Source organism: Williamsia sp. z71 (assembly GCF_059553375.1).
Genome location: NZ_JCANWX010000001.1, coordinates 777,385 through 790,045, shown reverse-complemented (window position 1 = coordinate 790,045; position 12,661 = coordinate 777,385). Strand labels below are relative to the sequence as shown.

General features: G+C 64.5%; 14 protein-coding genes. 5 read left to right on the top strand and 9 right to left on the bottom strand.

Annotated elements, in window-relative coordinates; translation table 11 throughout:
- Positions 1 to 199: 199 nt before the first annotated feature.
- The 9 genes from AC51GR_RS03430 to AC51GR_RS03390 are packed head-to-tail and all read right to left on the bottom strand — an operon-like array spanning position 200 to position 7,994.
- Complete coding sequence (locus tag AC51GR_RS03430) at positions 200 to 1,090, bottom strand: PaaI family thioesterase (protein WP_496323224.1); 891 nt, start codon at positions 1,088 to 1,090, stop codon at positions 200 to 202.
- 34 nt (positions 1,091 to 1,124) lie between these two features.
- Positions 1,125 to 1,997: an SDR family NAD(P)-dependent oxidoreductase gene (locus AC51GR_RS03425; protein WP_496323223.1), complete on the bottom strand. Its 873-nt coding sequence runs from the start codon at positions 1,995 to 1,997 to the stop codon at positions 1,125 to 1,127.
- A complete protein-coding gene (locus AC51GR_RS03420; RefSeq protein WP_496323222.1) occupies positions 1,994 to 3,265 on the bottom strand; it encodes a hypothetical protein in 1,272 nt (423 codons plus the stop codon). The genes AC51GR_RS03425 and AC51GR_RS03420 overlap by 4 nt, the downstream gene beginning before the upstream one ends.
- Positions 3,259 to 3,810, bottom strand: a complete 552-nt coding sequence (locus AC51GR_RS03415; RefSeq protein ID WP_496323221.1) for a nuclear transport factor 2 family protein — start codon at positions 3,808 to 3,810, stop codon at positions 3,259 to 3,261. Before AC51GR_RS03415 ends, AC51GR_RS03420 begins: the two co-directional genes overlap by 7 nt.
- Before the next feature lie 15 nt (positions 3,811 to 3,825).
- Positions 3,826 to 4,017: a ferredoxin gene (locus AC51GR_RS03410; RefSeq protein WP_496323220.1), complete on the bottom strand. Its 192-nt coding sequence runs from the start codon at positions 4,015 to 4,017 to the stop codon at positions 3,826 to 3,828.
- A gap of 28 nt (positions 4,018 to 4,045) precedes the next feature.
- Positions 4,046 to 5,398 carry a cytochrome P450 gene (locus tag AC51GR_RS03405; protein WP_496323219.1) on the bottom strand — a complete coding sequence of 451 codons (1,353 nt, stop codon included), beginning with the start codon at positions 5,396 to 5,398 and terminating at the stop codon, positions 4,046 to 4,048.
- Positions 5,395 to 6,189: an SDR family oxidoreductase gene (locus AC51GR_RS03400; RefSeq protein ID WP_496323218.1), complete on the bottom strand. Its 795-nt coding sequence runs from the start codon at positions 6,187 to 6,189 to the stop codon at positions 5,395 to 5,397. Before AC51GR_RS03400 ends, AC51GR_RS03405 begins: the two co-directional genes overlap by 4 nt.
- Entirely contained in the window at positions 6,190 to 7,407 is a 1,218-nt protein-coding gene (locus AC51GR_RS03395; protein ID WP_496323217.1) for a cytochrome P450, read from the bottom strand.
- Positions 7,404 to 7,994, bottom strand: a complete 591-nt coding sequence (locus AC51GR_RS03390; RefSeq protein WP_496323216.1) for a TetR/AcrR family transcriptional regulator — start codon at positions 7,992 to 7,994, stop codon at positions 7,404 to 7,406. The genes AC51GR_RS03395 and AC51GR_RS03390 overlap by 4 nt, the downstream gene beginning before the upstream one ends.
- A gap of 66 nt (positions 7,995 to 8,060) precedes the next feature.
- Here AC51GR_RS03390 and AC51GR_RS03385 point away from each other — a divergent pair, with 66 nt between their 5' ends.
- Genes AC51GR_RS03385 through AC51GR_RS03365 form a run of 5 tightly spaced genes read left to right on the top strand, consistent with a single transcriptional unit; the run spans position 8,061 to position 12,653 of the window.
- A complete protein-coding gene (locus AC51GR_RS03385; protein ID WP_496323215.1) occupies positions 8,061 to 9,527 on the top strand; it encodes an aldehyde dehydrogenase in 1,467 nt (488 codons plus the stop codon).
- 12 nt (positions 9,528 to 9,539) lie between these two features.
- The gene (locus AC51GR_RS03380; RefSeq protein WP_496323214.1) at positions 9,540 to 10,277 is read left to right on the top strand and encodes an SDR family oxidoreductase; all 738 of its coding nucleotides are present in this window, start codon (positions 9,540 to 9,542) and stop codon (positions 10,275 to 10,277) included.
- The gene (locus tag AC51GR_RS03375) at positions 10,274 to 11,254 is read left to right on the top strand and encodes an NAD(P)-dependent oxidoreductase (RefSeq protein ID WP_496323213.1); all 981 of its coding nucleotides are present in this window, start codon (positions 10,274 to 10,276) and stop codon (positions 11,252 to 11,254) included. Before AC51GR_RS03380 ends, AC51GR_RS03375 begins: the two co-directional genes overlap by 4 nt.
- Positions 11,251 to 11,673: a carboxymuconolactone decarboxylase family protein gene (locus tag AC51GR_RS03370; RefSeq protein ID WP_496323212.1), complete on the top strand. Its 423-nt coding sequence runs from the start codon at positions 11,251 to 11,253 to the stop codon at positions 11,671 to 11,673. The genes AC51GR_RS03375 and AC51GR_RS03370 overlap by 4 nt, the downstream gene beginning before the upstream one ends.
- Positions 11,670 to 12,653, top strand: coding sequence for an LLM class flavin-dependent oxidoreductase (locus AC51GR_RS03365; protein WP_496323211.1), 984 nt, complete (start codon positions 11,670 to 11,672; stop codon positions 12,651 to 12,653). Before AC51GR_RS03370 ends, AC51GR_RS03365 begins: the two co-directional genes overlap by 4 nt.
- Positions 12,654 to 12,661 lie beyond the last annotated feature (8 nt).

Below are 12,661 nucleotides of genomic sequence, written 5' to 3'. Positions count from 1 at the left end.
GCGTGACACGGGCCACTCACAAAAGCAAGCGCATGTGCTTGTTTTTCGGACCCGCCTCACCCAGAGGCCCCCCGCCATCCCCCCGCCGAGCGTGCCGAAATCGCCGTCGAGCGTGCCGAAAATACCTGCGCGGGTACAACTTCGGCACGGTCGACGGTAACTAAGGCACGCTCGGCGGTTGGTTCGGCACGCTCGGCGGTCAGGCGGCGGCGGCGTCCGCGGTGGCCTGGGCGACGACGGTGCCATCCGGTTGAATCATCGTTGCGGTGACCGAACAGATGCGCCGGCCCGCCTTGACCTGCTCCACCGCGATGGTCAGGTCGCCCTGGTCGAGGGCGGGTGATCGCAGAAAGCTGACCGAGATGTCGGATACCTGATACCGATTGCCTGCCCTGGCCGACAACTCGGCTCCAAGAGAAGCGGCCTCGGCCAGAAGTGCCATCACGATCCCGCCGTGCATTGTGCCCATCTTGTTGGCCATCGCCGGACTCGGTGTGGCGCTCAGCTCGATGGTGGTCGCGCCGACCGCCGCAACCCGCAGACCCAGCAGTCTCTGGATCGGGCCCGCCGGTATCGATTCGTCGGCGAGCCCGGCGAGGATCTCGGCTCCGGTCAGCTCCGGGTCCAACGGCGCAGGCAGCGGCGGCTGGTCGATGGGCTCGATGCTGCCGGCCGGACGACCGGTCTCGTGATCAGGTGCCTCGCCCGTGGCCCGGCTGACCACGACGCCGCGACCGATCGCCAGACAGACAACCGCCCCCGATTCGTCGATCAGCTCGGCGGACGTCACACCATGGCCACCGCTGCTTCCGACCAGGTGTCCGACCCCCGACACCTGACTTCCCGGTCGTGCCGGACTCGGGACCGACAACGACAGCCGCGACTGCACGGTCGCCGATCCAGGTGGCTGCGCACCGTAAAACGCCGAGCCTCCGACAATCTCCGCAATGGTCGCAAACGAGGTCATCCCGATCTCGCCCCGGTGATCTACCAACGCAGTCCCCAGAACCTGTCGGAAGGCACGGCGTCCTCGCTCATCGGTGGCGTACTCGATACCGAGCACTTCCATGGGATTCGTGGTCTGCGTCATGAAAACATGCCTATCACGCACGCAATACCGACGTTCACTCGGACAAAATCACCTGGAGCTCGGAGAGTGTGTACGGCGGCTCGGCGTCGTGACCCCGGTAGGCCACGAACGCCGGGTCGAAGGCCGGGTACTTTCCGATGAATCCGCCTGCCGCACTGTAGACCTGCCCGGTGATACCGTCGGCCAGATCGCTTGCGAGATAGGCGTACAGGGGCGCCACGTACTCCGGCGGGGCCGGGTCCAGCGCGGCATCGCGGGTGAACTCGTCGAGCAGACCACGATCAAAGAGATCCCGGATGTGAGCTTCATATCCGGCACCGGTCGACAATCTCGTCTTGCCACCTGGGCAGACGACGTTGACCCGCACGCCGTGTGGGCGCAGGTCCGCGGCCACGGCCAGGGACAGACTGTTGACCCCGCCTTTACCGGCCGGGTACCCCGTCCCACCGAAATTGCCCGCCGACGCCGCCGAACCGGTGGTGACAATCGCGCCGGAGCCCTGTTCGACGAGTATCGGCGCGGCTGCGCGGATCAGTTCGAAGGTGCTCACCAGATGGGCATCGAGCTGGGCGAAGAACTCGTAGGTGGTCATCGTCAGAATCGACGAGCCCTCCGGCTCGGCGACGCCGGCACAGTTGATCACCACATCGAGTCCGCCGAACTCGCGCATCGCGGTCGACACCATCTCCTGGGCGACGCTCTCGTCGGCGACATTGCCGACCACCGGTACCGCGCTGCCGCCGATGTCGACGATCTGCGCCGCGGCGGCCTTGACCGTCGAGTCGTCGCGGCCGTTGACCACCACCGAGGCGCCCTCTGCGGCAAGCTTGGTCGCGACGGCCAGTCCGATCCCCCGACTGGATCCGGCGACCACGGCCCGCTTACCTTGCAGGTGCGGAGAGTTCACCCGGCCGAGACCGGTGTGATCGACAGCGGTATGCCGCGGTCGGCGAACTCGAAGGTCGCGCCGCCGCTGAAGCGCGCGATGGCGACTTCGCCGGACTCCTTGATCGCCTCACCGCGGCCGATCTCGATCACCAGTTCATCCTCCTCATGATGACCGGAGACCACGGACCAGGTGGGATGTACGGCCGACGCCATGGCCAGAACCGGCTCGAGGTGGTCGGGGTCGATCGTTGCGATCCAGCCGTTGTCGGCGACCGCATCGGAGGTGCGCGGAAGCCGCAGCTGCACCGTCGCGCGCTCCCCTTCACCGTGGATCGACACCCGTGCGCCGACATACTGGTCGGGTCCGAGGATCGGGTGCACCCGCAGCACCGCCGCCAACCCTTCGGCATCCTGTTCGACGCCGAGACAACGCCGAAGCCGATCGGCGGTCAGGCCCGAGATGCCGGTCAGTTGCTTTCGGAAGATACCGGCCGCCTGGTCGTCGCTCTCGGACTTCTCCCGCACCGACATCGCGAAACCCAGGGCCAGGAGTTGGTGTTGCAGCGCAACCTCTTCCGCCATTCGAATCAGCGCCGAGTGTGACCAGTCGGCGAACCGCAGATCGTCCCAGACCGGGCCCCGGTAGTCGTCGTGGCCCTCTCCACCGGTGATGATCGGTGACAGGTCGACGTTCGCCGCCCGCGTCGCCGACATGATGATCGACCGCTCGGGCAACGGGAGTTCATCGCGGTCGGGATCGATGGTCACCGTCCACGCGCAGTGCGGGTGCCGATCTGCCGGACGCCGTGGTGGCCGGTGGATCGGGCGGATGCGTGCCCGCCTGTTGGTCGCGATCGCGGTGGCATCGAACGTCGGGTCCTCGATGTCGTGACACATCGAGGTCACGTAGTCATCACCCATCGGTTCGACATCCATCAGCGCGCCACAATGATTCAGCACGAACTCACCGTGATGGTCATCGAAGATCGTGTATCGGAAATCCATGAACTGTGGCGGCGCCCCGATGTCGAGTTGCAGACACTTGAACATGTCCGCGACGCCGTCACCGTCGATCTGCAACGCCGTCCGCATCCGTTTCGTGTAAACCGGGCTCGCCGCCATCCACTCGTCGATGGCGATCTGGGCCATGGTCTCGCGCCCGAAAGCGCCGATACAGTGGGCCATTCCGGAACGGTCGATCAATTGACCCGACAGGAGCAGTTCCGGCAGCAGCCGGGCCAGCGTCGGGCGATCGAGTTCGGCGTACGACATCGCAGTGTTCACCACATCTCGACGGGAGTCTTACCCAGCGGGTACCAGCCCGGGAGAAGCTCTTTCGCGTTCAGGACCCGGTCGATGCGGGCCTGCATCCCCTTGCTCATCACACCGTCGGTCATCATTTCCATGAACAGCGCGGTGACGTTGCCGTAATCGAAGAAGTCGCGCTGCCATCCCCACTGGAAGTTGCCGGCATATTTGAACCAGCTGCCCTGGATTCCCTCGAGAGCGTAGTGGGTGCCGTCCTCGCGGGTGGCCTCGAAGATCTGCTTCCACAAACCCATCATGTCGCCGGTCTTCTCGTCGATGACCCAGGTCTGGTACGGGTAGGTCCAGCCGTCGAGGCCGTCCATCTCGAAACCGATCGCGTAGTCACGGATCTGGTCGCGACCGACCGCCATGAAGTCGTGCTTGGCGCCGTAGTTCCACCCATAGGTGGCATCTTCGGTGTAGAACTCCGCCAGGGGCCGCCAGTCGCCGGTCTTCTCACAATCAACGTTGGCCTGCAGCCAGCGCTCCACCATCTCGTCGAGTTCAGCGCGTTCAAATGACATGGGAGTATCCAACTTTCATTCTTCAACAATTTTGAGGGCTTGAGTCGGACAGTAACGCACCGCACGCTCCACGTCTGCCGAATGGCTGCTATCTGGTTGCGGGTCAAGGAGCTTCACCGAATCCCGCTCGGCCTCGAAGAGGTCGGGTGCTTCCATCTCACACATCCCGTGCCCCTGGCACAGGTCCAGGTCAACTTCGATTCTCACAAGATCCTCCTCACCACAGCTATGAGCACTAGCTGCTGCGCTTGCGATACTTGACTTTGCAGGGTTGGGCCAGTTGCACAACCATTTTCGAGTGGTCGTTCTTGTAGGACTCGGACGGCTGGGACATCTCGAACTCATAGTTCTGCAGCAGCACCGAGAAGATCGCCTTGAGCTGCATGATCGCGAATTGTGCACCGACACAACGGTGCCGGCCCGCACCGAAGGGAATCCACGTCCACCGGTTGACGAGGTCTTCTTGGCGGGGTTCGAGATAGCGGTCCGGGTCGAAGCTGTCGGGTTCAGGGAAATCCTCGGGCAGGCGGTTCGAGATCGCCGGCGACACCGCAATCGCTTGTCCGGGCTCGAGTTGGACGTCTTCGACCACGAACTCGTTCTGCACCACCCGCATCAACACGATCAACGGCGGATGCAGACGCAGAGCTTCCTTGAGTGCCGATTCGAGCTTGGGGATCTGCCGCATCGCACCGAAGCTGTATTCGGCTCCGCCCGAGTAGATTTCGTCGAGCTCGTCGGTGACCTGATCCATGTACTCCGAATGGCGGAGAAGTTCGATCAGCGTCCACGCCGCGGTGCCCGAAGTGGTGTGGTGGCCGGCGAACATCATCGAGATGAACATGCCGGTGATGGTGTCGGCGGTGAAACGCAGGTTGCCTTCGTCATCCTTGATCGACATCAGGACATCGAGCAGATCCCGGTCCTCGTCCGTCGCCGGCTCTCCGACGAGACGGGTGTCCATGATCCCCTGGACCAGCTCCACCAAACCGACTCGGGCGGCATCGCGTTTACGGAAGCTCTCGATGTCTGCGTAGGCGTCGACGTAGGCGATCGGGTCGGTGCCCTTCTCCAGATCGTGGTAGAGGTGCGCGAACCGTCCGTCGAGTTGTTCCCGGAACTTCTTGCCGATCAGGCAGGCAGACGATGTGTAGATGGTCAGCTCGGCGAAGAACTCCAGCAGGTCGATCTCACCCTCATCACCCCAGTTGGCGATGATGCGCTCGGTCTCCGCGGGAATCGTGATGGCGTGCTGCTTCATGTGGGCACCCTTGAGCGCCTGGTTGTGGAGCATCTCCGAACGACGTTCGGGGCTGGCGTCGAAGACCACGCCCTCGCCGAAGATCGGAGTCATGAACGGGTAGGCGGCGGCCTGATCGAGGTCTTCTTCCGAGGCACGGAAGAAGGCCTCGTTGGCCGCGGCACCGGAAACCAGGGCGACCTCACGGTCGGCGAGCTGGAAGACCCCGACATTGCCGCATTCCTCACGGACCCGCCAGAACAGGCCGATCGGGTCGCTGGCCAACTCGTCGAGGTGGCCGTGTTCGCCTTCGCCACCCGATACGCGCTTGGGTTTGGTGAGTGTCATTTGCTGTCTCCTCCAGTGCGTTCGATCGGGGCTTCTGCCTCGACCTCGACCAGGCGCATATGGGCCCCCCGAGGCATGGAAACGATGGTTGTGATGGCTGTTGCGAGGTGTTCGGGCTTGAGGAAGTTGCTGTGCCGGGCCAGGCCCCAGGGGACCCAGTCGTTGAGAACCGATTCGGCGACCTCGGCGGTGAAGTTCATGCCCATGCCGGTCATGACCTGGCCCGGCCGGACCAGGCTGGAGCGGACACCGGTGCCTTCGAGTTCCATTCGGGCGACGTCGGACAGGCCTTCGACGCCTCGTTTGGCCGCCACGTAGGCGGCCATCTGCGGCCGCGGCCAGGTGACGACGTCGGAGCTGACGAACACGAAGTCACCGCGCTGCCGCTTGACCATGTCGGGGACGACCCGGCGGAACAGTCGCTGGGCGCCGAGCAGGTGGATGTTGACCTGCGCGGCGAAGTCGTCGTTGCTGAGTTCGTGGGCACGGCCCGGCTCGAGGTCACCGGCACCGGAGACCGCCACCTCGATCGGGCCCAACTGGGCTTCGGCCTTGGTGACGAACTCATCGATCGATGCCGCGTCGGTGACGTCGAGCGGTAGTGCCACCGCCTCGCCTCCCGCCGCGTTGATCTGATCGACGAATTCCTGGGACTTCTGAACTCGTCTGGCGCCCAGTGCAACCGGATAACCGGCGGCGCCCAGCATCACCGCGGTGGCGGCGCCGATCCCAGAGGATGCGCCGGCGACGATGACCGGACGGCGATCGGGATGAGCGGGGAAACGAGGCATTCAGCGCACCTTCACCTTCATGGGGAGCGACGCGAATCCGCGGACGTTGACCGAATGCACGCGGGCGGCGTTGTCGATGTCGATGTCGACCTGATTGATCGACTGCACGATCTGTGAGAGAGCAACATTCGCCTCGAGCCGCGCCAGGTGCGCGCCCAGGCAGAAGTGGGTACCGAGGCCGAAGCTGGTGAGCGTCTGCGAGGAGTCCCGGCCGATCAGGTAGCGGTCCGCCTCGTCGAAGACGTCCTCATCGCGATTGGCCGATCCCAGCAGCAGCAGAACCCGTTGGCCGGCGGGTATGGTGTAACCACCGTATTCGACGTCCTCGATCACGCGCCGAAGCACGATTTGCGTCGAATTGTCATACCGCAGAGTCTCTTCCGTCCACTGCGGCACCGCTTCGTGATCGGCCATCGGAATCGCCAGCTGATCCGGGAAACGCCAGCCCCAGTACACCGCGTTGGACAACAGCTTGGTGGTCGTCTCGTTGCCGGCGACGATCATCAGGATCATGAAACCGATGATCTCGTCTTCGGTCAGCCGGGTCTTCTCGCCGGTTTCGTCATCGAGGATCTCGGCGTCGAGCAGCGCCGAGACCAGATCGGTGCCTGGCTTCTTGCGCCGCTCCACCAGCAACTCGGAGTAGTAGCGGGTCAATTCGAAGTAGGCGTGAACCGCGGCTTCGGGTACGTCGAACACGCCTTCGTCGCGGTGGATCAAAAGGTCGGATTGGGTACGCAGGTGTGCGCGGTCGCCGACCGGCACGTCGAGCAGCTCGGAGACCACGTCCATTGGCAGCAGGCCGGCGAACTCGGTGACGTAGTCGAACTCCCCCATCTCGAGGCAGCGACTCCAATGTTGTTGCGTGAGTTCACCGATCCGATCGGCCAGCTCGGCAACACGTTTCGGTGTGAAACCCTTCGAGACAAGCTTGCGGATGCGCATGTGCTTCGGATCATCGAGCGCCAGAAACGACATCGACTTGTGCGCATCGGGTCCGTAGGCGGCCGGGTCGAGCGAGACTCCCCAACTGTTCGACAACCGCGCCGCATCCCGGAAACCGGTCCGGACATCCTCGTGCTTGGAAAAAGCCCAGAAGTCCATGTCCGCGTTGTGATAGACCGGCGCCTCGGCCCGCAGCCGCGCATAGGTCGGATACGGATCCTCGTGGAAGTTGTAGTCGTACGGGTCGAATGAGAGCTTCGTCTGTGCGGTCATCGGCGCTCCAGCAGTAGTTTTGCCGCGGCAACCAGCCGATCGGCGATGGCGGAATACGATTCGTAACCCATACCGGCGCGGACCAGAGCACCGGAATACAGCATTTCCAGGGCTTCGAGCTCCCCCTCGTCGACGGGCTCACCTGAGTCACCGGCCAGCGCATCCGAAATTCGCTGGCGGATCAGCAGACCGATCCGCAACCGGAGATGTTCGACGTCGGGGTCCGATCCCAGCAGCGACGCGGTGACCGCGCGCGCGAGGTGACTGTCGTCCTCGACGGCCAGCGACACCGAACGCAGCACCACGGCGACCCGGTCCGCGCGCGGCGCCGACGGATCGGGTTCGGTGATGCCCTCCGCCAACCGACGCCAGAACAGCTCGGCGACGACGTGTCCCTTGGAGCTGAAGTAGGTGTAGGCGGTCGCCGGGGCAACCCCGGCGCGCTTGGCCACCGACCGCACGGTGAGGGCGTCATATCCGACCTCACGGAGCACCTCGACCGCGGCTTCGGTGAGCTTGCCGACGGTCTCGGCCTGCGCGGTTGTGAGTCGGCGGCGGGTGGATTCGAAAGAAACCGGACTGGACATGGACAGTGACGTTACACTACGTTCAAACCGCAGTCCAGACACGTGTCCAGAAGGAGACGACCAGTTATGACGCTCAGACCAGAAACCAGCTCCGAGCTGCTGATCGACGGAAAATTGGCGCCCGGATCGGGGGGCACGTTCGCGATCATCAACCCCGCGACAGAAGAGGTCATCGGCCACGCGGCCGACGGCACGACCGGGGACATGGATGCCGCCATCGGCGCCGCCCGCACCGCGTTCGACACCACCACATGGTCGCGTGATCACGCCTTCCGCGCCCGCTGCCTACGCCAACTCCGGGACGCACTGAAAGGTCACATCGAAGAACTCCGCGAGATCACCATCGCCGAGGTGGGCGCCCCGGCATTCCTGACCTCGGGCCCACAACTCGAAGGCCCGATCGCCGACCTGGGCTACTTCGCCGATCTGGCCGAGAGCTACGAGTGGGAGACCGACCTCGGGCGCGCCAAGCCGATGGGCATCAAGACCCATCGCAGGGTGCAACGCGAGGCGGCCGGCGTCGTCGGTGCGATCACCCCGTGGAACTTCCCCCACCAGATCAATTTCGCGAAGATCGGCCCCGCCCTGGCCGCCGGTTGCACCGTGGTGCTCAAGCCCGCCCCCGACACCCCGTGGTGTGCGGCCTTGGTGGGCAAGGTGATCGCCGAGGAGACCGACTTCCCAGCGGGCGTCATCAACATCGTCACGTCCAGTGATCACAGCGTCGGGGCGTTGCTGTCATCCGATCCGCGCGTGGATGTCGTCTCCTTCACCGGTTCGACCGCCACCGGCAAGAAGGTGATGGTCGCTGCGGCGGAGACGCTCAAGCGGGTCTTCCTCGAACTCGGCGGCAAGTCGGCCTACATCGTTCTCGACGACGCCGATCTGGGGGCCGCCTGCTCGATGGCCGCGTTCTCGGTGGTCACCCACGCCGGCCAGGGCTGCGCGCTCACCACTCGCATGCTGGTGCCCCGCGAGAAATACGATGAGGCAATCGAATTGGTCAAGGCCGGGATGGCCGGGCTACCCGCCGGTGACCCGACAGATCCCGGGACCATCTGCGGTCCGGTGATCTCCGCGGTCCAGCGCGAACGGATCGAGGGTTACCTCCAGCTCGCCCGCGACGAAGGCGGAACCATCGAGATCGGTGGCGGACGCCCGGCCGACAAGGACAAGGGCTTCTTCATCGAGCCGACGTTGATCTCCGGGCTGGAGAACTCGGCGCGGGTGGCGCAGGAAGAGATCTTCGGGCCGGTCCTGGTGATCATCCCGCACGACGGCGACGACGACGCGATCGCCATTGCCAACGACTCCCCCTACGGCCTGTCGGGCGCGGTGTGGGGTACCGATCCGGAGCGGATCAAGAAGGTCGTCGACGGCGTACGCACCGGAACCATGGGTATCAACGGCGGTATCTGGTACTCCGCCGACGTCCCGTTCGGTGGCTACAAGCAGTCCGGTATCGGTCGCGAGATGGGCGTGGCCGGGTTCGAAGAGTATTTGGAAATCAAAGCGGTGGCGACACCGGCATAAGGAGATCGACTGATGAGCAACAACAGATTTGACGGCAAGACGGCGATAGTCACCGGCGCTGCCGGTGGCATCGGTGAGGTCTATGCCCGCAAGCTCGCCGGCGAGGGTGCGAATGTCGTGATCGCCGACCTCAACGACGAGGCAGGCAAGCAGGTCGCCGCCGACATCGGGGGTCTGTACGTCAACACCGATGTCGCCGAGCCCGAATCGGCGCAGGCCCTGGCGGCGGCAACGCTGGAGGCCTACGGGCAGATCGACTACCTGGTGAACAATGCGGCGATCTACGGCGGCATGCAACTGGACTTCCTGATCACCGTCCCGTGGGACTACTACAAGAAGTTCATGAGCGTCAACCTCGACGGCGCACTGAACGTCACCCGCGCCGTGTACGGGCAGATGAAGCCCGGTAGCGCCATCGTGAACCAGTCCTCCACCGCCGCATGGTTGTACAGCGGTTTCTACGGTCTGGCGAAGGTCGGGATCAACGGCCTGACCCAGCAGCTCGCCACCGAGCTCGGCGGATCGGGGATCCGCATCAACGCGATCGCCCCCGGACCGATCGACACCGAGGCGACCCGATCGACCACTCCGAGCAGCATCGTCAAGGACATGGTCGGCAAGATCCCGTTGTCGCGCATGGGCACTCCCGAAGATCTCTCCGGTATGTGCCTGTTCCTGCTCTCCGACGAGGCCGGCTGGATCACCGGTCAGATCTTCAACGTCGACGGCGGACAGATCATCCGATCATGAGCGAACAACAGGCAGCCGACACCGCGTCGGACCAGAGCGCACCGGTCGGCTTCATCGGCCTGGGCAACATGGGCGCACCGATGGCCGAGCGCCTGGCGAAATGGCCGGGTGGCCTGGTCGTCTGCGATACGCGGCCCGAGGCCACGATCGAAGGATCGACCCGAGCCGATTCCCCCGCCGAAGTCGCCAAGACCGCCACCGTCATCGGCGTGACCGTCCTCAATGACGAGCAGGTCAACACCGTGGTCGCCGGATCGCACGGCATCCTCGAGACCGCTGCGCCGGGCACCGTCATCGCCATCCATTCCACAATCGGACCGCAGACCGCGATCGATCTGGAGGAAGTGTGTGCCGCACAGGGTGTCTCACTGGTGGACGCGCCGGTATCCGGTGGGGCCGGCGGCGCCAAGGAGGGCCGTCTGGCGATCATGGTCGGGGGTGAGCGCGAGGCCTATCTGAAGTTGAAGCCGCCCTATTCCCTGATGTCCGACATGATCATGCACGCGGGTCCGATCGGCGCCGGAACCAAGATGAAGCTGGCCCGAAACCTGCTGCACTTCATCTCCTTCACCGCCGCAACCGAGGCCTCCCGGCTGGCAGAGGCGGCCGGGATCGACATCGTCAAACTCGGCAAGGTCGTCCGTCACACCGACGCGATCACCGGTGGCGCCGGTTCGATCATCCTGCGGGACAACACAGCTCCCATCCCGCCGGACGACTTCTGGTACGACATCCTGAGCCACGTGCGCGACCTCGGCGAAAAAGACCTCGGTCTGGCACTGGCCCTCGGTGGCGAACTCGGCGTCGAACTCCCCTTGGGTGAAGTAGCTCTCGACCGGTTCGCAGACGGTCTGGGCGTGGGCGGAGACGCAGCGAAGCGGAGCTCGACCGATGGCGGAGACGCAGCGAAGCGGAGCTCGACCGATGGCGGAGACGCAGCGGAGCGCAGCTCGACCTCTGGAAAGGAAAAGAAATGACAACCGAACAGGGTTCCTCGAACGGTGAACAGCCACCGACCTCGGAGCTGCGCCAAAAAGGCATGGACACGATGGCCAAGGTGTACGGCTTCGAGATGCAGGACGGGCCGGGTGATTTCTACGCCTACCTCACCGAACATCTCTTCGCCGACGTCTGGAACCGTGAGGGCCTGAACTTCCGTGACCGCCGCCTGCTGATCTTCGGCGTCCTGGCAGCAACCGGACAGATCGATGTGGCCGAGATCCAGGCGGGCGCAGCACTGGCCAACGGTGAACTCACCGGCGACGAACTCCTCGAAATCGCCCTGTTCCTCTGCTATTACGTCGGATGGCCGCAGGGTTCGAGGATGAACATGATGTTCGGCTCCGTCATCCAGAAGCACGAGGCCAAACTCGCAAAGCAGAACAAGTCGACATGACCTTCTTCGCGACGCGCTACGACTTTCGTGCGCCAGGTGCCACGCCGGACGGACGGGCCGAACTGTTCAAGCGCGCCGTGGAGCAGGTCGGCTATCTCGACACCCATGATCAGGACGCCGTGATGCTCTCCGAGCATCACGGCTCACCTGACGGCTATCTGCCGAACCCGCTGATCGTCGGGTCCGCGTTCGCCGCGTGCACCGAGCGGATCCAGATCACCATCTCCGCGATCGTGGTGAATCTGCATGACCCGCTGCGCCTGGCCGAGGACATCGCGCTCCTCGACAACCTGAGCGGCGGCCGGGTGACGTACACACTCGGGCTCGGCTACCTGCCCGCCGAGTACGAGCAGTTCGGCAAATCCTGGGCCACCCGCGGTGACGACATCGAGCGCGCCATCGGTGTGCTGCGTCAGGCCTGGACAGGTGAGGAGTTCGAGTACGACGGACGCAGGGTTCGCGTCACCCCCGCTCCCCTGTCCCAGCCGCATCCATTCCTGTTCTACGGCGGCGGTTCTCGGGCCGCAGCCCGGCGGGCAGCCCGTCTCGATCTCGGTTTCGCTCCACAGGTCGCCGACCCGGACCTCCGCGACCTCTACGACGCCGAATGCCGCAGACACGGTCGGCAACCGGGTTTTGTCATGACACCCCCACCCGGACCGTCCACCGTCTTCTGCGCCGAAGACCCCGACAAATTCTGGCACGCGTACGGCGACCACCTCCTCGCCGACGCCCGCGCTTACGACGCCTGGCACGGTGATCACGCTTCCCACGTCCGCGACAGCTCCACTACCGTGGACGAACTCCGAAGTGGCAGCGGATATGTCGTCTGTACTCCCGACGAACTCATCGAACGCTGCCGCAGCAAAGAGTTCCGGCTCGTCACCAGCCACCCGCTCTGCGGCGGGATGCCCGAGCAGCCGTCATGGGACAGCGTCCACCTCATCGGCGACAAGGTGATCCCCGCCCTGCGCACCTGATCCAACGG